Here is a 435-nt window from a genome sequence, read left to right on the forward strand (position 1 = left end):
GCCAGCTGGCTAACGGCACCTACGAACTGCTGCCCGGCGCGGTGTACACCGACGAGCTGCTGCTGACCTGTGCTGACCTGGGCAACGTCCTGGTTGGTCTGCGCGTCACGGACGAGCGTGGTAACGTCAACTACTGCTGGCTCGAAGTACTGGTGGAAGACAAGGCCCGCCCGGTCTGTTTTGCTCCGGCTCCGGTCAACATCAGCTGCATTGCCTACAATGCTGAACTTCCCGCCGACATCAATGAAGCTACTGACGAGGAGCTGGACGCTGCCTTCGGTGCGGCTACCGGCCTCGACAACTGTGAGGTAACGATCACCCAGACGATCAGCGGTGACGTGAACAGCTGTGGTGTTGGCCAGTTCACCCGTGTATTCACGGCTACTGACGGCCAGGGCCTGACCAACGCTGCTGCCTGTACGCAGCGCATCACGG

At 61.1% G+C, this 435-nt stretch carries 1 protein-coding gene; it reads left to right on the forward strand.

Going from position 1 to position 435, the window contains the following annotated elements; all coding sequences use genetic code 11:
* On the forward strand, positions 1-435 hold a 435-nt coding region (locus E1J53_RS24105), incomplete at both ends, for a hypothetical protein (RefSeq protein WP_173021632.1).

This window comes from Lewinella sp. W8 (assembly GCF_004375085.3).
Classification (GTDB): domain Bacteria; phylum Bacteroidota; class Bacteroidia; order Chitinophagales; family Saprospiraceae; genus Neolewinella.